The organism is Pseudoclavibacter sp. RFBJ3, from assembly GCF_002931375.1.
Lineage (GTDB): Bacteria > Actinomycetota > Actinomycetes > Actinomycetales > Microbacteriaceae > Pseudoclavibacter.
The window spans coordinates 193682-214275 of the sequence record NZ_PSXZ01000013.1 but is presented as its reverse complement, the minus strand read 5'-3'; the positions used below and the strand labels follow the sequence as shown (position 1 = coordinate 214275).

Here is a 20594-nt window from a genome sequence, read left to right as displayed (position 1 = left end):
CGGAGTCCGGAACCGCCGGGCCACCGGGAGAGCGCCGCGCATCAGCGCGGAGTTCGAATCGAAAGAAGGAAAAGACATGGCACCCAAGAAGAAGGTCTCGGGTCTGATCAAGCTGCAGATCCAGGCTGGCGCCGCTAACCCGGCTCCTCCTATCGGCCCCGCGCTCGGTCAGCACGGCGTCAACATCATGGAGTTCTGCAAGGCCTACAACGCGGCTACCGAGTCGCAGCGTGGCAACGTGATCCCCGTCGAGATCACCGTGTACGAAGACCGTTCGTTCACCTTCATCCTGAAGACCCCTCCTGCTGCCGAGCTCATCAAGAAGGCTGCCGGCGTCAAGAAGGGCTCCCCGACGCCTCACACGGCCAAGGTCGGCAAGCTCACCGCCGCCCAGGTCCGCGAGATCGCCGAGCAGAAGCAGTCCGACCTGAACGCGAACGACATCGACATGGCGTCGCGCATCATCGCCGGTACGGCTCGCTCCATGGGAATCACGGTCGAGGGCTAAGGCCTTCCCGCTCCCAACACCACACGTCGCGCTTCGGGCGCGGTACTGAACATCGCGGGAGAGCCGGCCAGGCTCGCAACCGCAACTCTTGAAGGAGAACAACATGGCTAAGTCCAAGGCATACCGTGCCGCGGCAGAGAAGATCGGCGAGGACAAGTTCTACGGTCTCGCCGAGGCCGTCGAGCTCGCACGCGAGACCGGCTCGTCCAAGTTCAACAGCACCGTCGAGGTCGCTCTTCGCCTGGGTGTAGACCCGCGCAAGGCTGACCAGATGGTTCGCGGCACCGTCAGCCTGCCAAACGGCACCGGCAAGACGGCCAAGGTCATCGTCTTCGCGACGGGTGACAAGGCAGAGGCGGCTATCGCTGCTGGTGCTGACGAGGTCGGCGGCGACGAGCTCATCGCTCGCGTTGCAGACGGCTGGACCGACTTCGACTCCGCGGTCGCCACCCCTGACCTCATGGGCAAGGTCGGACGCCTCGGTAAGGTCCTCGGACCCCGTGGCCTCATGCCGAACCCGAAGACCGGAACGGTCACGACCGACCCGGCCAAGGCTGTCACCGAGATCAAGGGCGGAAAGATCGAGTTCCGCGTCGACAAGCACTCCAACGTGCACTTCATCGTCGGCAAGTCGGCGTTCACGTCGGAGCAGCTCGGCGAGAACCTCCGCGCAGCTCTCGACGAGGTCGTCCGCCTCAAGCCGTCGAGCTCGAAGGGCCGCTACATCCAGAAGGCTGTCGTCTCGACGACCTTCGGCCCCGGCATCCCGCTGGACGTCAACGCGATCTAGTCTGCCGCGAGCTGCACAGCTCAGGTGGATGCCCCGCATCCGCCACGCGAGAACGGCCCAGTCTTCGGACTGGGCCGTTCTTGCGTTTCCGCGGTGGCCGCTACGCGCGTTCGAGCGCTGCGAGCTGGCGTCGCGCAGCGCTCAGGATCGCCTGCACGGTTGCCGACAGCACCGACCGGTCTCGGCCGGCGACCCAGTGTGCGCCTGACGAGTCGTTGTACTCCAGGAGCGTCAGAGCATCGCTGCTGTTGCCGGCGCCGAGCGATGTCTGGTGGAGTGAGCGTATGTCGACGGAGATGCCCGCGTCGGCGAGGAGCTGGGTGACGGCCTCTGCGGGGCTGACCTCGTCGAAGATGCCGGTGTGCTCGACGCCGTCGATGCTCACGCGAATGCGCGTGCATGCCACGCCGTCGCGGGTTTCGACGCTGAAGTCGAGCAATTCCACGCCGGACGTGTCGACGCGGAGGTAGCTGCGCTCGAAGAGCTCGAGCAGCTGTGCCGCCTCGATCTCCACGCCGCTGGTATCGGTGTGCTCCTGGACGCGCCTGGCGAAGTCGATCTGCAGGCGTCTGGGGAGCTCGATGCCGTAGTCCGCCTCGAGGAGGTAGGCGATGCCGCCCTTGCCTGACTGCGAGTTGACTCTGATGACGGCGTCGTAGCTGCGCCCGATGTCGGCGGGGTCGATCGGCAGGTAGGGCACGCGCCACTCGGTTTCGCGTTCTGCCCGCATCTCGAGCGCAGCTCGGGATCGATGCTCGGCGAGTCCCTTCTTGATGGCGTCCTGGTGCGTCCCGCTGAAGGCGGTGTGGACGAGGTCTCCTGCGTACGGGTGCCTCGGGTGGATCTCGAGGCGGTTGCTGTACTCCACGGTTCGGCGAATCGCGTCGATGTCCGAGAAGTCGATCATCGGGTCGATGCCCTGCGCGTGCAGGTTCAACGCGAGGACTGCGATGTCGACGTTGCCGGTGCGCTCGCCGTTGCCGAAGATGCAGCCTTCCACTCGCTGCGCACCTGCGAGCACTGCGAGCTCGGCGCAGGCGATTCCGGTCCCTCGATCGTTGTGGGGATGCACGGAGAGGATCACCGAGTCGCGCCTCGCGAGGTGCTTGTGCATGTACTCGATCTGATCCGCGTAGACGTTCGGGGTCGCGACCTCTACCGTGGCGGGAAGGTTCAGGATGACCGGCCGATCCGGGGTTGCCATCCAGAGCGCTGTCATGGCGTCGCAGATGTCGATCACGTAGTCGGGTTCGGTGAGGTTGAACACCTCTGGCGAGAATTCGAATCGGACGTTCGGCAGGTGGCCGGCGAGCTCGAGGACATCTCTGCCCCCGGCCAGGATCAGTTCTTTCAGCTGCTGTTTGCTCTTCCCGAGGACGACATCGCGCCAGGCCGGCGCCGTCGCGGTGTAGAGGTGGATGACGACGGGGTTCCTGATGCCCTGGATCGAGTCCACCGTGCGCTGGATGAGGTCGCGACGCGCCGGCGTGAACACCACGATGGTGACGTCTTCCGGTGCGATGTCGGTGGTCGCGATGCGGCGCACGAAGTCGTAGTCCGTCTGTGAGGCGGACGGGTAGCCGACTTCGATCTCCTTGTAGCCCATGCGGATCATGAGCTCGAAGAAGACGCGCTTGCGGTCGGGGTCCATCGGCTCCGACAGGGCCTGGTTCCCGTCGCGGAGATCGACTGGCACCCAGAGTGGTGCTGCCGTGAGTCGGCGTGAGGGCCAGTCGCGTTCCGTCAGGGGCACCTCGACCCGCGAGTACACGTCGCGGTATCGGTGCGATGGCATCTGCGAGTGGCGCTGGCGGTTCCAGTGCGGTGCGTTGTTGGCAATCGGGCCGGTTGGGGGAGAGATCCGGGATGCGCTGCTGTGCATGGTCGTGTCCTTGGTTGTCGTGCGATCGTGACGACCGGCGCGCGTCTCAGCTCCACGGCGGGGGACCGGTCTGGCGAGGTCCCGCCGTGGCAGAGAAGCGTGAGCGGAGTGCGCGGCATGCGAGAGAAGCTACCACAACTCCTCAGACAAGTAGACGAGTTGCGGGAGTGCGAGATGATGGGGGCATGAGCACCCTCCACCGTGAACCACTCGCCGAGCAGGCGGCCAAGCTGCTGCTCGAGCGCATCCGGGCAGGCGAGTGGGAACTCGGCCAGAAGCTCCCAGGTGAGACGACGCTTGCACCCCAACTTGGCGTCGGGCGGTCGACCATTCGCGAGGCCATCCGCCAACTCGCGGGGAGCGGCGTGCTCGCCACCAGGCAGGGCGCTGGCGTCTTCGTGATTGCGCTGGACGCCCCGGAGGCCCTGGACGCGGTGCTGCTGCGTGCAGATATCCAGACGGTGATCGAAGCGCGCATCGCGGTCGAGGTCGAGGCCTCCTCGCTCGCCGCGGAGCGCCGCACGGGCGAGGAGCTGCTCGCGATGAGGCGGGCCGCCGATGCTCGCGACGCGCAACGATCGAGCATCGAGGCGCATGTGGATGCGGACACCGCGCTGCACCGCAGCATCGTCGCCGCCGCGCACAACGAGATCCTCTCGGAGCTCTTCGAGGGCTTCGCGCCCCGCAGCAGGCAGGCCATGATCGGGATGCTGCGCCTTCGCAGCGAGTTCGGTAGCGACGCAGACCACCTCGTCCACACCCGCATCCTCGACGCGATCGATGCGCAGGACGCGCCAGCGGCGTCCGCGCTCACGCGCGCCCACCTCCTGGAGCTCGCAGCGAGCGTGGCCTGACGACGGCCGGTTGCTCGTGGCCTACGCGTCGATGTCGAGGACGACCTTGCCGCGCACGTGGCCCTCTGCGATGAGCTCCTGGGCGGCGCCTGCCTCGGCGAGGGGGAAGACGCGGTCGACGTGGGTCTGCAGGGCGCCCTGTTCGAAGAGCTGCGTGATGGTCTGCAGGATTCGGCCCTCCGGCGAGAGCTTGAGGGTCGACGCGACGATGCCGCGGTTCTCGGCGGCGGCCTCCTCGAACAGCTCCGGGTAGCTGCCAGTCGGCACGTTGATGAGCGTTCCGCCGTCGCGCAGCACCCGCAGCGAGCGGGTCCCTGTCTGGTCCTTCACGTTGCCGATGAGGTCGATGACGACGTCGACCGGCGCGGCGATGGCGTCCTCGAAGCGCGCTGAGCGGTAGTCGATGACCTGGTCTGCGCCGAGCTCGCGGAGCCAGTCGTGATTGCGCTCGGACGCCGTGGTGATGACGTGGGCTCCGTAGTACTTCGCAAGCTGCACGGCGAAGTGGCCGACGCCGCCCGCGCCGGCATGGATGAGGACACGCTGTCCGGTGTAGACGCCCCCGGCCTCCACCACTGCGGCCCAGGCGGTGAGTACCGCGAGCGGAACGCCGCCGGCCTCGATGAACGACAGGTTCTCGGGCTTCTTCGCGAGGCTCATGAACGGGACCGAGACGTACTCGGCGTACGCGCCGGAGTAGCGCGGGAAGAGGAGCATCCCATAGACCTCATCGCCGGGCTGGAACGGCGCGAGCTCGTAGGGGGCGCGGACGACGACCCCGGAGAACTCGCCGCCGAGGGTCGAGGGGAAGCTCGAGATCGCCTTCGACGCGCCGGCACCTGAGCGGGTCTTGCCGTCGATGGGGTTGACGCCCGCCGCTTTGACGCGCACGAGCGTGTCCGAGTTGAGCGTGAGCGGGACAGGCGCCTCGCCGAGCTGCATCTTCTCGGGCCCGCCGATGCCCGTGAGCAGGGCGGCGCGCATCGTGTCGGAGGTGGGCTGGAGGTCGGAGGCGTCAGTCATACGCGCCATTCTCCCCCGGAAAGGGAGATTCCCCCGGAAAGGGAGACTCCCCCGGAAAGGGAGCCGCTCCCGTGGGGCTGGCTACGCGTAGGTCTCGGCGTCGTAGAACGACTGCGTGTAGTCGCTGCTGCTGTGCGTGTTGCCATACCCCTGGAACGGCGCGGCATTGCCCGTGGAGTACTGCGCGAACTCACCGCGGTACTTCTCGACGTCCTTGAGGACCTCGTTGGCGAGCGTCACCAGTTTCGCGATCTCGGCCTCGTCGCGGTCGATCCACACGAACTTCGGCTCGCGGTCGACGACGATGAAGTCCTGGTGCCGCTCCCAGACCATGAGGGTGCGCTCGGCGCCGAGCACGTACTGCTGCCACCAGATCTGCCGCATATACGAGCGGGGGATGCGCTTCCAGACCTTGTTGGTGGTCTTGATCTCGGCGAGGAGGATACGTCCTTCCTCGTCGCAGTGCAGCCCGTCGGGGGTCGCGAGGTGGCTCTTCGACGCTTCGGCGTGGAAGAGGAGGCCGCTCGCTGGGATGCCGTGGCGCTCCATCACCCATCTGGCGATCTCCGGCTCGCGCTGCCGGCCGAAGTCGGTGTACGCGTTGCCGTTGAAGGAGGTGCCCATGACCTTGTCCTTGACGACCTGCTTGACCGAGGAGGGGGTCGCGAGTCGTGCCGCGTCTGTCGCGGTGACGCCGTCGGAGCGGGCTTTGAGCCAGGCCGCGCGGTCGTTGGAGTCGGCGAGCACTCGAAGGAGGTGGGCGCTCATCGCCTCGACCTCGCGCGTTGCCGGGAGCTCGATGGCGGCGGTCTCGGCGGAGGCCGGGACGTGGGCGCGCCAGACGCCCACCTCGCTTGCCGAGAGCGGTGCTGCTGCGGACGCGGGCCGGGTCTCTGAGGTGTAGAAGCGCGGCAGCGGCTCGGCGGGGAGCTCCGTGAGTCCACCGCTCGTGCGCGGTTGCTCCTGCCGGATCGGCGCGGGCGGCGCCGCGTAGTCGACGAGCGCGGCCGGGCCGTAGAGCTCGCGGTCCCGCCGCCGCGACTTCGGCGCTGTCTTGGGCTCGGTCTTGGGTTCGCCGAACCAGGACGTCTCGTCGACGTCGTGGCTCGGGCGGAACATGACCATCTGTTCATTCTTTCCTACACCACCGACAGATCCGGCAGGGAGTGCCGTCTGTCGGAAGAAAAGACGTCGCTCCACCTCTCCACACCACCGACAGATCCGGTACCAGGCGCCGTTGCCGCGAACGTCCCCGGTGCGTCGCCCCCGTCGGCCACGCACGTCAGTCGAGGTCGCGCCGCCGCGGCACGTCAGTGAGGGGCTGCCTCGACTGCCATGATCGCCGTCGCGAGCGCCCGCGCGCCGTGGTCGGCGTCCGCGTCTTCGACGTATTCCTCGGGGGAGTGCGAGATGCCGCTCGGGTTGCGGATGAAGAGCATGGCGGTGGGCAGGTGCGCCGCGAGCACTCCGGCATCGTGGCCGGCTCCCGTGTCGAGCACCGGCGCCTCGGGGAGCGCGTGCTGGAGCGTGTCTCGGAGGTTCGCGTCGAACGACACGGTCGGTGAGAGCGACTCCTCGACGAGCACGGCTTCGCAGCCCTGCTGGGCAGCCACCTCGCTCGCTCGAGCACGGATGCGCTCGACGAGTGCAGCGGTCACGTCATCGTCCGGGTGGCGCACGTCGAGCCACGCGTCGACCCGGGATGCGATGACGTTGGTCCCGCCGGGGACCGGCTCGAGTCGACCCACGGTTGCGCGGGCGCCCGGCACGGTGCGGGCGATCTCCTCGATGCCGACGATCAGCCGAGCTGCGGCGACCATGGGGTCGCGCCGGTCGGCCATGAGCGTTGTTCCGGCGTGGTTGCCCTGGCCCGTGAAGCTCACTCGCCAGCGGCCGTGGCCGAGGATCGATGAGCCGATCGCGACGGGGCCGGCGAGGTCGACGAGGCCGCGGCCCTGCTCGACGTGCAGCTCGATGAAGGCGCTGAACTGCGCGACTCTCGAGGGGTCTGGGCCGAGATGCCTTGGGTCGAAGCCGGCCGCGGCCGACGCTTCCGCGAAGGTCGTGCCGTCCGCGTCCCGCAGCGATCGGGCCCGGTCCGGGTCGATGGCACCGGTGAGGAGCCTCGAGCCGAGGCAGGCCACGCCGAAGCGAGAGCCCTCCTCCTCCGGGAACACCGCGATCGCGATGGCGATGCTGGGCTGGCGGCCCTCGCTGCGGAGGAGGTCGACGGCGGCGAGGGCTGCCGTCACCCCGAGGGGGCCGTCGAAGGCGCCGCCCCCTGGAACAGAGTCGAGGTGGCTGCCCGTGATGAGGGCGCCGGAGCGGTTGCCGTCGGGGCGGTCCCACCAAGCCCAGATGATGCCGTTGGCGTCGATCTCGACGTCGAGCCCGCGGGCCGCGGCGGCGGCGAGGAACCATTCGCGGAGCTCGAGCTCGGGATGCGAGTACACGGGCCTGCTGTAGCCGCCCCGCGTCCGGTCGCGCCCGAGGTGCTCGATCTCGCGCATGAGCGCCGACACGGAGCTCGGGTGAGCGGCGCTTGCCGTGGTCGCGGTCGTGGTTGTGCTCATGCTGCGGCTCCTGTCGCTGCGGCGATGCGGAATTCATCGGGAACGGTGCCCGCTCCGGTGAGCAGGTCGGCGGCGAGCTCTCCGAGCAGCGGAGCGAACTTCCCGCCGTGGCCAGAGCAGGCCGAAAGTACCACGAGGTTGTCGACCCGGTCGATCACGAAGTCCTCGCTCGGTGTCGTCGTGAACAGGCAGGTCGTCTCGGCGAACGGCTCTGGCCGCACGCCGGGGAGGAACCTCTCGGCGTACGCGATGAGCGCGCGGCGGTTGGCCGCATCCACGATGCCGTCCTGCGTGAGTGCGGAGTCGATGATCTTGCCGCCGTTGAACTGCGCGACCTTCTGCCCTCGCCAGTCGGCGTCGCGTCCGCCGGGGAGCCCGTAGGTCTGCAGCTGACGCGACTTGCTGATGAAGGTCGGCCAGGGGGCGGCGTCGGGGCCCGCGTCCGCATCGTCGAGGTAGGGGAAGTGGTACGCCTGTTCCTGGCGCACCTCCAGCTTCGGGAACTGATCGAGGAACGCGGTCGGCAGCGACAGCTCTCCGAGAAGCGCCGGGAGCCAGCCGCCGGCGGCGACGACGATGCTGTCCGCGTCGACCGTCGCCCCGTCGGCCGAATGCACGCGGTAGCCGCTGCCGGTGCGTTCGACGCGGGCGACGGGCCACGAGGTGCGCAGCTCGAGCATCCCGGTTGCGGATGCGGCGGCCAGGAGCGCGTCGACGGTCCCGCCAGCGTCGAGAACTCCGGCCCCCGGATGCCAGAGCACGTCGGTCTCGAACTGGAACTGCGGCCAGCGCTGCTTGGCTGCCTCGGCGCTCAGGAGCTCGTGCTCGACACCTGCGACCTCCAGCACGGCCGCGAGGCCCGCGGGGTCGCGGATGTTCCCGTGGTCGAGTGCGCCGGTCGGGCGGATGAGCTGCGTGCCGCTGACACGCTGCAGCTCGTCCCAGCCCGCCTTCGACCGCACGACGAGGTCGGTGTAGATCTGCTCCGGGTAGGCGTACCGGAAGATGCGAGCGGAACCGTGGGAGCTCCCGTGCTCGTTCGCCGGGGTCGTCCGTTCGAGAACGGTCACGTGGTGTCCGCGTTCGGTGAGATGCCAGGCGGCCGCTGCGCCGGCGAGTCCCGCGCCGATGACGATCGTGTCGGTCATATCCGCTCCCTGCGAGGTTGATCGAGTGGTGCTCGAGTGATGCTCGACCTCCAGTAGGCCACCGAGGTGCGCGTGTGTCCAATATCATTTGCAGAGCATTTGATATGCATCGCGAATGGAAGTCATGGAACTGCGCCAGCTCAAGTATTTTGTCGCCGTCGCCGACGAGCTGCACTTCGGTCGTGCTGCGGCACGCCTGCACATGACGCAGCCACCGTTGACCGTCGCCGTCCGCAAGCTCGAGGACGAGCTCGGCGTGCCGTTGTTCGAGCGGACGACGCGGAGCGTCTCCCTCACTGCGGCCGGCCGGATGTTCCGACAGCGAGTCGGGGCGGTCCTCGACGACCTGGACGCGGCCGTCTCGGACCTCGGGGACGTGGCAGCAGGGGCGGCCGGAAGGCTCCGGATCGGCTTCGTGAGCTCGGCGAGCTACAGCGTGCTGCCCAGGGGGTTGCAGGCGTTCCAGCTGCTCAGGCCGCGCATCCAGCTCGAGCCGCAGTCCCTCACGAGCGCCGAGCAGGTGACGCTCCTGCTCGAAGGCGAGCTGGACGTCGGGATACTCCGCGACCCCCTCGCCGTTCCCGGGCTCCGCGCCACGCTGCTCGAGGGGGAGGACCTGGTGGCCGTGCTCCCCGCTGGTGACCCGCTTGCCGCCGAGGCGATCGTCGGACCAGGGAGCTTTCACGGGAAGCCGGTGGTGCTCTTCCCGTTCGAGCTCATGCCGGGCTTCGTCTCTGCCGTCATGTCGTGGCTCGGGGGAGCCCAGGCAGTGCCGCGCATCGTGCAGAGCGTCGTGCATCAGGAGACGGTCCTCGGCCTGGTCGCGGCGGGCGTCGGCGCCTCGATCCTGCCGGCGTCGGTGGCCCGGTTCCACATGCCGGGGGTTGTCGCACGCCCACTGCTCGGCTCGCCCCGCACCGAGCTCTACGCCGTCGAAGGCCAGCGTTCTCATCCCAGCTCCAGCCTGCTCATCGAGAGTCTTCGCGACTCGCGTTGACGATCGCCGCGCGAGCATGTACTCTTTCGGAAGCCCAAGACCGCAGGTCTTCGTTGTGCGTGAGAACGCACACGAACGAAGGTTCGCAAGAACGTCCCGCGCAGGTGAACGAAGCAGATCTGCTCTGCGCGCAAGCGCATCCTCTCAGCTCCGGTCCACCTGCGACCGGAGCTTTTTTGTGTGTTGTGCATCGAAGATGCGCCTGCGGTGCGTGAATGACAAACGTCATGCACGTGCAAGAGAGAGAGGAGTGCCATGGCGACCAAGGAAGCAACTGTTGCCGAGCTTCAGGACTTGTTCCAGAACTCGACCGCCGTCCTGCTGACTGAGTACCGCGGTCTCACTGTTGCGCAGCTCAAGACGCTGCGTCGCTCGATCAGTGAGCACGCAAGCTACGCCGTGGTGAAGAACACGCTGACGAAGATTGCGGCGAACAACGCCGGAATCACCGCGTTCGACGACGAGCTGGCCGGCCCGAGCGCAATCGCGTTCGTGCACGGCGACCCCGTCGCAGTCGCGAAGAGTCTTCGTACCTTCGCCAAGGACAACCCTCAGCTTGTCCTGAAGGGTGGTTTCTTCGACGGAAACCCCCTCAGTGCAGAAGAGGTCAACAAGCTCGCCGACCTCGAGTCCCGCGAAGTTCTGCTCGGCAAGCTTGCCGGCGCCTTCAAGGCCTCGCTGTTCGGTGCCGCATACCTGTTCACCGCGCCTGCAGCCAAGGCTGTTCGCACGGTCGAGGCATTGCGCGAAAAGCAGGAGTCCGCGAACTAGTCCTACGGGATCTCGCGGCTAGAACAACACACAAGGAGAAAAAACATGGCAAAGCTCACGACTGAAGAGCTCATCGCAGCATTCAAGGAGCTCACGCTCATCGAGCTCAGCGAGTTCGTCAAGGCGTTCGAGGAGACCTTCGAGGTCACCGCTGCTGCTCCCGTTGCAGTTGCAGGCGTTGCTGCTGCAGCAGCTGACGCACCCGAAGAGGAGGAGAAGACGGAGTTCGACGTCATCCTCGAGGGCGCTGGCGACAAGAAGATCCAGGTCATCAAGGAGGTGCGCGCACTCACGAGCCTCGGCCTCGGTGAGGCGAAGGCACTCGTCGACGGTGCTCCGAAGGCCGTTCTTGAGGGCGTCAACAAGGAAGCTGCTGACAAGGCAAAGGACGCCCTCGAGGCTGCCGGCGCTTCGGTGACCGTCAAGTAGTCATCCCGCAGCGGTTCTGCGCGGTGTGTTCCGACACGCCGAAGGAACTTTTTTCACGAGGCATCGCATCCAGTTTCTGGATGCGGTGCCTCGTTCTTGTTTGCGAGAAAATCCCTGTTGAAGATGCGATTCCTGAGGTCAGTGTGACCAATGTGACTGGTGTGTTGACGAGAATCCGCAACTTTCCGCGTGTCGCTTGACCCCATTTCGGCCTCGACGCACAATAATCCGCCGTGTTAGCGTCCCCTCATGCTTTCCGACACCTTCAAGAGCGCTCGCGCTCGCACCACGGCCCTCGTCATCGCCTTCGGCGTCGTCGCCGGTGGCGTCGCCGTCACGGCCGCGCCTTCGTTCGCAGCGAACGGCGACCAGGTCGACGCGAGTGTCGACCGCGGCCCGGCATCGGCCTCGGTCTCCGAGGAAGCGATCGCGGCGGACGCTTCCGGCGTCACGGTCACGGGCTCTGGCTTCACGCCGGGCAACGTCGTCCACGTGCAGGTTGTCGGCCCCGACGGGCAGACCAACTGGTCCTGGGGAACCGAGTCGCACAAGGTTGACGAAGCTGGTGCCGTCAGCGCTGAGCTGAAGAGCGACGAGGCGTGGAGCGAAGGCGACTACTCGGTCGTGATCTTCGAGTCGGAGGGCCTGCAGGCCTCGACGGCGTTCGCGGCCGTTGCGCCGGCGGGCACGGAGACGCCTGCTCCGACGGAGACGGCAGCTCCCGAGCCGACAGAGACCTCGACCGAGACAGCGACGCCCGAGCCGACGGAGACCGAGACAGCGACTCCCGAGCCGACCGAGACGGCCACAGAGACCCCCGAGCCGACGCTCACCGAGGAGCCCACGCTCGAGCCGACGGAGACCGCGAGCGTCGCCCCGACTGCGACGGAGACGGTCACGCCCTCCCCGACCGAGACCGAGGCTCCCGTTGCGGCCCCCGCTGTGGCAACCGAGCAGGCCAGCTACACGCAGGAGGAGGCCGCAGAGGGCATCACCTACGTCGCGACCGGCTTCGCACCCGGCGCCGAGCTGGGCCTCACGCTCCTGCTCCCGGATGGCAGCTCCGCGGAGTTCGAGTCCGCCGAGCCGATCACTCCGGATGCAGACGGCAACTACGCCGGCATCATCACGTACGACGCAGCCTGGGCTGTCGGCGACTACGGCATCACGCTCACGACCATCAGCCCTGCGGCTGGCGAGGAGACCGACGCTCCTGCTGCCGACTCCGCCCGCGCGGTGCCGCTCATCGTGCAGGAGGAGTCCGAGCTGACGGCGTCTGCTGAGTCGCCCTCGGCGGTGGAGCTCGAGCCCGACGCCGGAGCGGCTGCGGCAGAGCAGACGGCCACGACGTCCTTCTCGGTCACCGGCGAGACGCCAGCCACCGGCGGCACGTCGCCGAGCGCGACTTCTGCCCCGGCTGGAAGTGGCGGCAACGGCGACACCAAGGGCAAGGCGCAGAGCAAGTCGCTCGCGACCACCGGCGCGGAAGACGCCTTCGGCGCGGCGGGCATCGGCCTGCTCGTCCTCGGCCTCGGTGCCGCCGCGGTGACTGGCGCGCGCTTTCTGAGCCGCCGTCGCGAGAGCTGACAGCAACGAAGATTGCGATGAGCGGGGCTGGGGCCAAATGGCTCCAGCCCCGCTTTCTTTCTGTCGGCGGCGATTTCCATGCGTTTTCACGCAACTGGGGATAAGTCCCCAGTCTGGATACCGGTCCAAAACCGTGCCAGTAAATGTCGTTTGACCAGGGCTTTAGTCGCCTCGGCACGAACCGAAGCAAGCTCGATTTCGCGATGTTCCGACTTAACCTTCTGGACATCACCTGTGAGTCGGGCCAAGATTTGGTTATGGCTTCCTCATTCTTCTCTCCGTCGCGCAAGCGCGCGTCCGCGTTCGCGATCGCCTTCGGCGTGTTCGCCGGCGGCGCCGTGCTGACTGCCGCCCCTGCGTTCGCAGCAACGACCACCCCTCCCGTCGAGAGCACGACTCCGGCGGAGACGTCCGCCGCATCCGAGGCGACGGGGCAGGCAACGAAGTCGAGCTTCACGCCCGACGAGAACATCACGTACACCCTCACGGGGCTCGCTCCTGATGTCGCCCTCGCGAGCATCACGCTCACGCTGCCCGACGGCTCGACCGTCTCCGTCCCGCCGAGCGGCGACTCGGCTTGGGACGTCGACGGCGACGGCAACTACAGCGGCGAGCTCATCTCGACCCAGGACTTCCCTCTGGGCGACTACAGCGTCGAGATCACGCAGGACTACACCGACGCATCCGGCCCCGCACAGAACGTCGTGACGTTCGGCTTCACCGTGGCTGAGGAGTCGAGCCCAGAGCCGACCGAGACCGCGACGCCGACCGAGACGGCGACGCCGACCGAGACCGCGACGCCGACCGAGACGGCCACGCCGACCGAGACGGCAACGCCGACCGAGACGGCAACGCCCACGGCAACGCCGACGGCGACCAGCACGCCGACCGCGACGCCGACCCCCACGGTCGAGGCTCCGCTCGCCTACGCGAACGCAGACAGCTTCCTCCCGACGGACGACATCACGTACACGGCGCAGAACTTCACGCCGGGCCTCGCACTCGACCTCACGGTCACCTCCCCGTCCGGCTCCTCGGTCCAGGTCGACCCGACCGACGACTCCGTCGTCGGGGAAGACGGCAGCTACCCGGGCGTCCTCATCAACCAGTCGGGCACCCCGCTGCCCCTCGGTGAGTACACCGTGACGCTCTCGCAGTCGAGCGGTCTCTCCGCGACGTTCACGTTCCTCATCGCCGAGGCGACGCCGGGCACCACGACCGCGCCGACCACGGCACCCACGGTCACTACGGTCCCCGTGGGCAACGGCGGAGGCACCAACACGGGCCACAAGTCGCCTGAGCTCGCCACGACGGGTGCGGAAGACGCATTCGGCGCAGCCGGCATCGGTCTCCTCGCGCTCGCCACGGGAGCCGGCGTGCTCGTCGCCCGCCGCCTGGCGACCAAGAAGGCCTAGTAGCTCACTGAGCTCTTCGTGAAGAGGGCGTCACCTTCGGGTGGCGCCCTCTTCGCGTTCCCGCACACGCGCCTGCCCGTCCGCACGCCCTGCCTGCAGCATGACGAAAGCCCCGACCTGGAATCCCTGGTCGGGGCTTTCGTGCACATGGCCGAGGATAGGGGATTCGAACCCGTCAGGGTCCAGCGACCTGTACCCCCCCCGGATGCGCGTGTATGCACCGGATTGGCGGGCGGCGAGAGAAGTCTGGAGACGTTCCATGACGTCTGGAGTCAACAACGAACGTGGACGGTGTTGCACGGAACGTTGCATGACGGCAACCGGCACCGCTGTCCGGTGCGTCGAAAGTGAGCCCTGTGAGATGCAGGGACCTGCGTAATTTTGCGCCCGCCGCATGCTTTTGTCGGTGGGCGGCACTACTGTGGGTGCAACGGTCGATGCGCGAGGAGGCTGCACATGTCGAGGGACGAACGTCGCTTCGAAATTACCACTGCGCTTGAGGTGCAGGGACTCACTCCTGCGGAGCTTCAGTCGTTTGCAGACCGGCTCCACGCCTCAGTGCTGGAGGCCTCGAAGTCTTTCCCGTCTGTGGTTGCCTTCTTTGTCGGGACCGCCGAAGAGGACGAGGTTGAGGTTGGCCTCCGCATCCAGGGTGTGAACCCGACTGAGTTGGATCGAATCGCCACTCAGGTGATCGATGACGCCCTCGACCTGGTGCAAGAGCGAGGGGCCGGAGTGAGTCCCAAACCTAGCTTCGTAGGGTCGCAGCTCGTCGTCGCGTGACGGGCACGAAACCTCCGCGCCAGCCGTTGCCCAGATGGCTGGACAATACACTTCGGGTAACCATCTACTGGGGACGGCAGGCTCTGCGTCCTCTCGCGGCTGCGGGAGTCGGTCTTACCAGCGGTGTGTGGGCAGCCGCTTACGCGGACGCTCTTTGGAGTCCGCCGGGTCTCTGGTGGTTCGTCGCGTTGTGCGCGTGCATTACAGTCGTCGCGCTGCTAGAGATTTTCTCCAAGGGCATACCTGCCCTGGAGGCGGAAGTCCTCGAACAAAAGGGTCGCGCAGAGGACGCGGAGAGGGACGCGATCCGCAGGGTGGCTGCTGCGCAAGCAGAAGCACGGCAGCACACGAAAGCTGTCGAGCTCGCCGTCAAAGCTCTTCTGAAACAGCTGTCGAAGTACTGCAACGCGCAGAGCCACTCCGAACGAGTCTCGGTGTATTTCTATCAGCGCGACAAATTTGTCATGATCGCCCGCTATTCCATGAGCCCGGAACTAGAGGTGCCGGGCAGAGGTACATATCCGGTTCAGCAGGGAGTCATAGGTGCTGCGTGGAACTCAACACATGGCACCCTCGTGCAGGTGTACTCACCGAACGAACGGCTCTGGGACGAGAAGCACATCGACGACTTTGGCTTCGACAATGCGACCATCGAGGTTCTGACGATGCGACCTCGAGTTGTCGCGGCTATGCGGATCGAGGAGGATGGCAAGTCGGTGGGGATGCTCGTGTTCGAGTCGGCTGAAAGGTCGCGTATCGGTCAGCACACGTTGGACAAAGCTGCGGACTCACGTGTCTTCGAAGCGCTGTCGGATGTCGTATCTGTCTGTGCCCCCAGTACGCCCTCAGGAGTCGCGCACAGGGTCGTGCGTGCGCAGGAGCTGAACGACAGGACGTGGCACGACTCGGCAACGGTCACGAGCGGGCGGCCGTCTTAGATCTGCGGCACCAACTAGGGTGGTGCGCCTGAGTGGGAGCCTGGCTGCCCCGCTTCGGCTCATTGCCCTATCTTCGACTCATGGAACCGACCGACGAGCCCGCGGGGCTGCCCGCCGACATCATCCAGATCATGGATTACATCGGCCAGATGAGGGCGAGCTACGGCCACGTCAAGTGGAACGAGCAGGCCAAGCTCAAGGCGAGCATGATGAACGAGTGGCGGCGTTGGGCTCGAGTCGATCCTGCTGCACTCGCCCTCCGATGCAACGAGGTCGGCCTGAACGGGGAAGAGACTTCGGAGATCCTCGACTGGCTGGAGCGTCGCAAGCAAGGTCGCCGTCTGGTGCCGGACAGCTCCTACAAGACGTTCAAATTCGGGGTGCCCCACGTCGAGGCTGAGCGCCTCCAGCCGAAGACATCAGGGGACTGGTAGGCACGACCAAACAGGACACGAGCAGCAAGCTCATGCCCCGTTCGGGTTCGTTCACTCAGAGTCCGGCGAGTCAGGCGTCCGTGTACTGCGGGAATGCTTGAGGCCTCGCGATCTCCGGTGGCACCGTCTTCCGCCAGTCGTGCGTCGAGTCCAGGCGGCGTCGCTCCGCCCACGCGTCCAGCAGCTCGTCCTCCGTGCCCTGCTAGTCCTTCGCGAGCGAGCAGAACGCGTGCAGCACCTGCCAGTCGCGGTGCTCTCCACTGGACTCGTTAGCAGCGCGGAGAGAGCGGAGCCTCGCCACGTCATCGACGGTCACCCACGTCTCACGGTTCGTGTCGAAGAGCTTCGCCGGTGCCGAGCTGGACGGTGCGCTTCTGAGCTGCGCCATCATGCACCCCATGGCACGCGAGCAGCACGGCGAGCCTGGCCGCTGCGCGCTTTCTTGATCGTCTCGACCTCATCGGGGAGCCCGAGCTGCGTGACGAGCTTCGAGAGCAGCAGTCGAGTGGCGCGGATCTCTCCGAACACTGGGTTTGGTCGCGGCTGGCCGGCGTGACCATCGACGATCGGCTTAGCGTCGACCGCAGCGGCCTCGAGGATCGCGAGGTCGTCCAGCGTGCGGGCCGTAGCTTCCACGATGCGCAGCTCGTCCGCGCGGAACGTGTACGTGCCGACGATGTCCGTCCAGGAGGCTGTGCCATCCGTCCTGAGGCCGTCAGGGATGATTGTGGGGGTCTCCATGAGTCTGTCTCCTTTTCGAGTAATGATGAGCACGCATCCCGGCGATCACTAAGCCGGTAGTAGGCCTAGAACCGGGGGGGGGGAGGGGGGCGGGGGCACGACGTTGTTGCCAAGGCTCGCGAGCATCTCGGCGCTGATGAACTCAAACGCATCACGCTGAAGGGGCTGCGGCACACGCACGCGACGCTGCTCCTAGAGCTCGGCGTCCCGCTCAAAGTTGTTGCCGAGCGGCTCGGTCATACGGAGATCTCGACGACGGCGAACATCTACAGCCACGTCTCCGAGTCCATGCAGCAGAGTGCGGTGCAGAAGCTCGCGGCCGCGGTGAACGCTGCCCGGGGTCGCCCTATTGCACGAAACCGTTGCATGACGGTAGATAGACGAATGCCCCGGCCAGATAATCCCTGGTCGGGGCAGTAGTCGTTATGGCGGAGGATAGGGGATTCGAACCCCTGAGGGCTTTCACCCAACACGCTTTCCAAGCGTGCGCCATAGGCCACTAGGCGAATCCTCCACGGGAGCGCCAGGCGCTCACCTCGAAAGAGCATAGCGGGTCTGGCGACCGTTCGTGAACGCGAGCGCCAAATCGACCCGCGGCGAGCCCGCGAGGCGCGCCCTGGCTACAGCTTCTTGACTGCCTCGCCCACCTCGTCGTCGCCCGACACGACCTCGAACTGCTTGTGGATGCCCACGCGGCGAACCAGCAGGGCCGCGATCACCGCCGCCACGTCTGCACGAGGAATGCTGCCGCGCTCGACCTGCTCGCCCACCTTGACGTGGCCGGTCGGCTCGTCGTCGGTGAGGCCGCCGGGGCGCACGATCGTCCAATCGAGCTTCGCGCTGCGGGCGCGGATGTCGGCGTCGGCCTCGCTCTTCGCCCGCAGGTACACCTGGTAGACGTCGTCGGAGTCGCGGTCGAACGTATCCGTGCCGATGGCGGAGACGACGACGAACCTGCGCACGTTCGCGATCTCTGCAGCATCCGCTGAGAGGATCGCGCCGTCGCGGTCGAGCGTGAGCTTGCGCTCCGCGGAGCTGCCGGGGCCAGCACCCGCGGCGAAGACGACTGCATCCACATGGCCGAGCTGCTTGGCGAGGTCGGTCGCCGTGCTCTGCTCGAGGTCGGCGATGACTGGATCCGCGCCGAGCTCCTTGAGGGAGTCCACGTAGTCCGGGTTGCGGATGACGCTCGTGACGCGGTGACCGCGCTCGATGAGCTGGGTTGTCAGGAGGCGTGCGATCTGACCATTTCCACCGATGACTGCAATTCTCATGCCTGCAGTCAAGCTGGTCAGCCTGAGTTCACGGCCAGCGTTCGCGGCGGGCGATCTGCGAGCGGCCGCGGGGCCGGCGATCGAACGGGCAGCTGCGGCCTGAGCGGCGGGGATGAGTCGCAGGAAAAGAAAAGACCCCCCGCGCACCCGCCAGAGCCCGGTTACCCTTGCTGCGTTTCCGCCCTGGGGGAGTTGGCCTGGATGGCGCCACGCGAGGAGCCGTCGACCATCATAGCGCGACGTGAGCGAGACGCGAATCGGGGGCGATTCGAATTGGCAGGATCACGACAGCCCGCTGACTCGGCACCCGACTACCATTGCCTGACGTGGGGACAAGCATCTACATCACGTCATCAGAGGGTCACTCTGGCAAGTCAGCTATCGCGCTCGGCGTGGTGAGTGCCCTGAGCCGGTCGATCGGCCGGGTCGGCGTGTTCCGACCCATCGTGCAGAGCGCTGAGGCGCGAGACGACATCCTCGAGCTCCTGCTCTCGCAGCTCGACCCGCAGAACCGCGGCTTCGAGTACGAGTCGGGCTTCGGGGTCACCTACGACGACGTGCACGCCGATCCCGACGAGGCGCTGTCCCGCATCGTCACCCGCTACCGGGCCCTCGAGCGGCGCTGCGACACCGTGGTCATCGTCGGCAGCGACTTCACCGACATCGGCAACCCCGCCGAATTGGGCTTCAACGCTCGAGTCGCCGCGAACCTCGGCGCGCCGGTCCTGCTCGTCCTGACCGGCCTCGATGCCGACAAGGGGCAGCCGCGCACGCCAGAGCAGCTGGCGCAGGCGCTCGAGGTCACCCTCCCCGAGCTCGACGCCGCGCACGCGACCCTGCTCGCCATCGCCATCAACCGCGCCGACGAGCACGCGACGGAAGAGGTGCGTGCCGCCGTCGCAGAGCGCGCGCTCCGCGAGCTCGGCCACAAGGTGCCCGTGTGGGCGATCCCCGAGACGCCGCTCCTCATGGCTCCGTCCCTGTCGCAGCTTCTGGATGCGGTCGGCGGCGAGCTCGTCTACGGCGACCGCGAGCTCCTCGGTCGCGAGGTCCTCGGCGTCGTGCTCGCGGGCATGTCCATGCAGAACGTCCTCGAGCGCCTCAAGGAGGGTGCCGTCGTCGTCATCGCGGCCGACCGCACCGAAGTGCTCCTCGCCGTGCTCCTCGCGCAGCGAGCCGAGACGTTCCCGTCGCTGACGGGCATCGTCGTCAACGGCCCGTTCGAGTTCCCGCCGGCGATCGAGCGCCTCATCAAGGGCCTCAATGTCGAGGTGCCCATCATCCGCACCAACTTCGGCACCTACGACACAGCCCAGCGCATCATGCAGACCCGCGGACGCCTCGCCGCCGCGGGCATCTCACGCCGCAAGATCGACCTCGCACTCGCCAAGTTCGAGCAGCACATCCCGGCCATCGAGGTCGTCGCGCTCCTCAACGTCAAGCCGTCGCTCGTCGTGACGCCCCTCATGTTCGAGAACACGCTCCTCGACCGGGCCCGCTCCGACCGCAAGCACATCGTCCTTCCCGAGGGGAGCGACGACCGCATCCTCGTGGCAGCGGGCTCGCTGCTGGCACGCGAGGTCGCCGAGATCACGATCCTCGGCGAGGAGTCCGAGGTGCGCGGCCGTGCATCCGCCCTCGGCGTCGACATCTCGGCCGCTCACGTGCTGAGCACGAGCAACCCCGACTACGTCGCCCGCTTCGCGGAGGAGTACGCGCGGCTCCGCGCACACAAGGGCGTCACGATCGAGGCCGCGACCGAGCGCGTGCGCGACGTCAGCTACTTCGGCACGCTCATGGTGCACCTCGGCCTCGCCGACGGAATGGTCTCAGGGGCCGCGCACACCACGGCCCACACCATCCGCCCCGGCTTCGAGATCGTCAAGACCAAGCCGGGCGTCTCCGTCGTCTCGAGCGTCTTCCTCATGGCCCTCGCCGACCGCGTGCTCGTCTACGGCGACTGCGCCGTCAACCCCGACCCGACGGCAGAGCAGCTCGCCGACATCGCCATCTCCTCCGCCGAGACGGCCACCCAGTTCGACATCGCCGTGCGCGTCGCGATGCTCTCCTACTCGACCGGGGAGTCGGGGTCCGGCGCCGACGTCGACAAGGTCCGCACCGCGACCGGCATCGTGCGCGAGCGCATGCCGGACCTGCCCGTCGAAGGGCCGATCCAGTACGACGCGGCGACGGATGCGGCGGTCGCGAGCAAGAAGATGCCAGGCAGCCAGGTAGCCGGCCGCGCCACGGTGTTCATCTTCCCCGACCTCAACACGGGCAACAACACGTACAAGGCAGTGCAGCGCTCCGCCGGAGCTGTCGCGATCGGGCCGATCCTGCAGGGCCTGAACAAGCCCATCAACGACCTCTCCAGAGGTGCGCTCGTCTCCGACATCATCAACACCGTCGCCATCACGGCGATCCAGGCGCAGCGCTCCTAGGAGCAT

At 67.1% G+C, this 20594-nt stretch carries 20 protein-coding genes, 1 tRNA gene, 1 other RNA gene and 1 pseudogene; 13 read left to right on the top strand and 10 right to left on the bottom strand.

Translation table 11 applies throughout. The features are described 5' to 3' along the window. Positions 1-76 precede the first annotated feature (76 nt). Both rplK and rplA read left to right on the top strand, forming a co-directional pair. Positions 77-508: a 50S ribosomal protein L11 gene (gene rplK / locus C5E07_RS13140; protein ID WP_104243242.1), complete on the top strand. Its 432-nt coding sequence runs from the start codon at positions 77-79 to the stop codon at positions 506-508. A 103-nt stretch (positions 509-611) separates the two neighbouring features. Then, entirely contained in the window at positions 612-1298 is a 687-nt protein-coding gene (rplA, locus tag C5E07_RS13135; protein WP_068482355.1) for a 50S ribosomal protein L1, read from the top strand. A gap of 100 nt (positions 1299-1398) precedes the next feature. Here the strand turns inward: rplA and C5E07_RS13130 are convergent, their stop codons facing one another. After that, complete coding sequence (locus tag C5E07_RS13130) at positions 1399-3093, bottom strand: 2-isopropylmalate synthase (protein ID WP_308471368.1); 1695 nt, start codon at positions 3091-3093, stop codon at positions 1399-1401. 272 nt (positions 3094-3365) lie between these two features. On the opposite strand from C5E07_RS13130, the gene C5E07_RS13125 reads away from it, so the two are divergent. Next, positions 3366-4034, top strand: a complete 669-nt coding sequence (locus C5E07_RS13125) for a FadR/GntR family transcriptional regulator (protein WP_104299751.1) — start codon at positions 3366-3368, stop codon at positions 4032-4034. A gap of 21 nt (positions 4035-4055) precedes the next feature. On the opposite strand, the gene C5E07_RS13120 is transcribed toward C5E07_RS13125, so the two are convergent. From C5E07_RS13120 to C5E07_RS13105, 4 genes are all read right to left on the bottom strand, one after another. Then, on the bottom strand, positions 4056-5057 hold the full coding sequence (locus C5E07_RS13120) for an NADP-dependent oxidoreductase (RefSeq protein WP_258063942.1): 1002 nt from the start codon (positions 5055-5057) through the stop codon (positions 4056-4058). 81 nt (positions 5058-5138) lie between these two features. Then, a complete protein-coding gene (locus C5E07_RS13115) occupies positions 5139-6182 on the bottom strand; it encodes a YqaJ viral recombinase family protein (RefSeq protein ID WP_228497244.1) in 1044 nt (347 codons plus the stop codon). A gap of 185 nt (positions 6183-6367) precedes the next feature. Beyond that, entirely contained in the window at positions 6368-7630 is a 1263-nt protein-coding gene (locus C5E07_RS13110; protein ID WP_104299750.1) for an allantoate amidohydrolase, read from the bottom strand. Next, positions 7627-8778 carry an FAD-dependent oxidoreductase gene (locus C5E07_RS13105; RefSeq protein WP_104299749.1) on the bottom strand — a complete coding sequence of 384 codons (1152 nt, stop codon included), beginning with the start codon at positions 8776-8778 and terminating at the stop codon, positions 7627-7629. Before C5E07_RS13105 ends, C5E07_RS13110 begins: the two co-directional genes overlap by 4 nt. A gap of 115 nt (positions 8779-8893) precedes the next feature. Here C5E07_RS13105 and C5E07_RS13100 point away from each other — a divergent pair, with 115 nt between their 5' ends. The 8 genes from C5E07_RS13100 to C5E07_RS13055 all read left to right on the top strand — a co-directional run bounded on the left by C5E07_RS13100 (position 8894) and on the right by C5E07_RS13055 (position 16132). Beyond that, on the top strand, positions 8894-9775 hold the full coding sequence (locus C5E07_RS13100; RefSeq protein ID WP_258063940.1) for a LysR substrate-binding domain-containing protein: 882 nt from the start codon (positions 8894-8896) through the stop codon (positions 9773-9775). A 255-nt stretch (positions 9776-10030) separates the two neighbouring features. Then, on the top strand, positions 10031-10546 hold the full coding sequence (gene rplJ / locus C5E07_RS13095) for a 50S ribosomal protein L10 (RefSeq protein ID WP_104243230.1): 516 nt from the start codon (positions 10031-10033) through the stop codon (positions 10544-10546). A gap of 45 nt (positions 10547-10591) precedes the next feature. After that, entirely contained in the window at positions 10592-10975 is a 384-nt protein-coding gene (gene rplL / locus C5E07_RS13090) for a 50S ribosomal protein L7/L12 (RefSeq protein ID WP_104243228.1), read from the top strand. Between the two features lie 249 nt (positions 10976-11224). Further along, on the top strand, positions 11225-12562 hold the full coding sequence (locus tag C5E07_RS13085; RefSeq protein WP_104299747.1) for a hypothetical protein: 1338 nt from the start codon (positions 11225-11227) through the stop codon (positions 12560-12562). A gap of 257 nt (positions 12563-12819) precedes the next feature. Beyond that, positions 12820-13977, top strand: coding sequence for a hypothetical protein (locus C5E07_RS19545; protein WP_181058033.1), 1158 nt, complete (start codon positions 12820-12822; stop codon positions 13975-13977). Between the two features lie 456 nt (positions 13978-14433). Continuing rightward, positions 14434-14760: a hypothetical protein gene (locus tag C5E07_RS13065; RefSeq protein ID WP_104299744.1), complete on the top strand. Its 327-nt coding sequence runs from the start codon at positions 14434-14436 to the stop codon at positions 14758-14760. Between the two features lie 125 nt (positions 14761-14885). Next, positions 14886-15698 carry a hypothetical protein gene (locus C5E07_RS13060; protein ID WP_104299743.1) on the top strand — a complete coding sequence of 271 codons (813 nt, stop codon included), beginning with the start codon at positions 14886-14888 and terminating at the stop codon, positions 15696-15698. An 80-nt stretch (positions 15699-15778) separates the two neighbouring features. Then, entirely contained in the window at positions 15779-16132 is a 354-nt protein-coding gene (locus C5E07_RS13055) for a hypothetical protein (RefSeq protein ID WP_104299742.1), read from the top strand. Positions 16133-16334: 202 nt separating this feature from the next. Here C5E07_RS13055 and C5E07_RS13050 read toward each other — a convergent pair whose 3' ends face one another. Both C5E07_RS13050 and C5E07_RS13045 read right to left on the bottom strand, forming a co-directional pair. Further along, positions 16335-16523, bottom strand: a complete 189-nt coding sequence (locus tag C5E07_RS13050) for a hypothetical protein (protein WP_181062319.1) — start codon at positions 16521-16523, stop codon at positions 16335-16337. Then, positions 16520-16873, bottom strand: a complete 354-nt coding sequence (locus C5E07_RS13045) for a hypothetical protein (protein WP_104299740.1) — start codon at positions 16871-16873, stop codon at positions 16520-16522. Before C5E07_RS13045 ends, C5E07_RS13050 begins: the two co-directional genes overlap by 4 nt. 117 nt (positions 16874-16990) lie before the next feature. Between C5E07_RS13045 and C5E07_RS13040 the strand changes: the two are divergent. Next, positions 16991-17293, top strand: a pseudogene (locus C5E07_RS13040) (tyrosine-type recombinase/integrase); the annotation flags it as partial. Positions 17294-17299: 6 nt separating this feature from the next. Here C5E07_RS13040 and C5E07_RS13035 read toward each other — a convergent pair. The 3 genes from C5E07_RS13035 to ffs all read right to left on the bottom strand — a co-directional run bounded on the left by C5E07_RS13035 (position 17300) and on the right by ffs (position 18371). Beyond that, a tRNA-Ser gene (locus C5E07_RS13035) sits at positions 17300-17387 on the bottom strand. A 106-nt stretch (positions 17388-17493) separates the two neighbouring features. Next, positions 17494-18147 carry an SDR family oxidoreductase gene (locus C5E07_RS13030; RefSeq protein ID WP_104243224.1) on the bottom strand — a complete coding sequence of 218 codons (654 nt, stop codon included), beginning with the start codon at positions 18145-18147 and terminating at the stop codon, positions 17494-17496. Positions 18148-18274: 127 nt separating this feature from the next. After that, positions 18275-18371, bottom strand: an RNA gene (gene ffs, locus C5E07_RS13025) — signal recognition particle sRNA small type. 102 nt (positions 18372-18473) lie between these two features. Between ffs and pta the strand changes: the two genes are divergently transcribed. Then, positions 18474-20588 carry a phosphate acetyltransferase gene (pta, locus tag C5E07_RS13020; protein WP_104243393.1) on the top strand — a complete coding sequence of 705 codons (2115 nt, stop codon included), beginning with the start codon at positions 18474-18476 and terminating at the stop codon, positions 20586-20588. Positions 20589-20594: the final 6 nt, after the last annotated feature.